This window comes from Polaromonas sp. P1_G2 (genome assembly GCF_056405515.1).
The window spans coordinates 1-489 of record NZ_JBFUBY010000987.1 but is presented as its reverse complement, the minus strand read 5'-3'; the positions used below and the strand labels follow the sequence as shown (position 1 = coordinate 489).

Below are 489 nucleotides of genomic sequence, written 5' to 3'. Positions count from 1 at the left end.
CCCTCGGGATGGCCGAAACGAGCCCATTGCGTCGACACGACCGCCATGTTGAAGCGCACGCGCAGTTCGCGGGCGACAATGCTCATGATGTCGAGATTGCCGCCGTGCGAATTGACGATCACCATCTTGCGAATGCCGGCTTCCGACACTTTCTGGCCGATCGCAGTCCAGGCGGGTATCAGGATGTCGGCGCCGAGCGACAGCGTGCCCGGCCCATAAATGTGCTCGTTGGCCTTGCCGATTTCCTGTGTCGGCAGGACCAGGATGTCGAGATGGTCGGGGAGATTCTTGCGGACCTCGGCAATCATGCCATTGGCGATGCTGACATCCGTCGAGATCGGCAGATGCGGGCCATGCTGCTCCGTCGAGGCGATCGGCAGCACGGCGACGGTCTTGTCAGCATCGAGCAGGGCAAATTCGGGGCTGGTCAATTCGTTCCAGAAGAAAGGTTTGCCCATTGCCGATGCTCCACTTGCGATGCTCCTTGCT

1 protein-coding gene is annotated in these 489 nt (G+C 60.5%); it reads right to left on the bottom strand.

Annotated features, from left to right (window positions below; all coding sequences use genetic code 11):
• On the bottom strand, positions 1-458 hold a 458-nt coding region (locus AC1D0P_RS28685), incomplete at its 3' end, for a creatininase family protein (protein WP_477679838.1).
• Positions 459-489 lie beyond the last annotated feature (31 nt).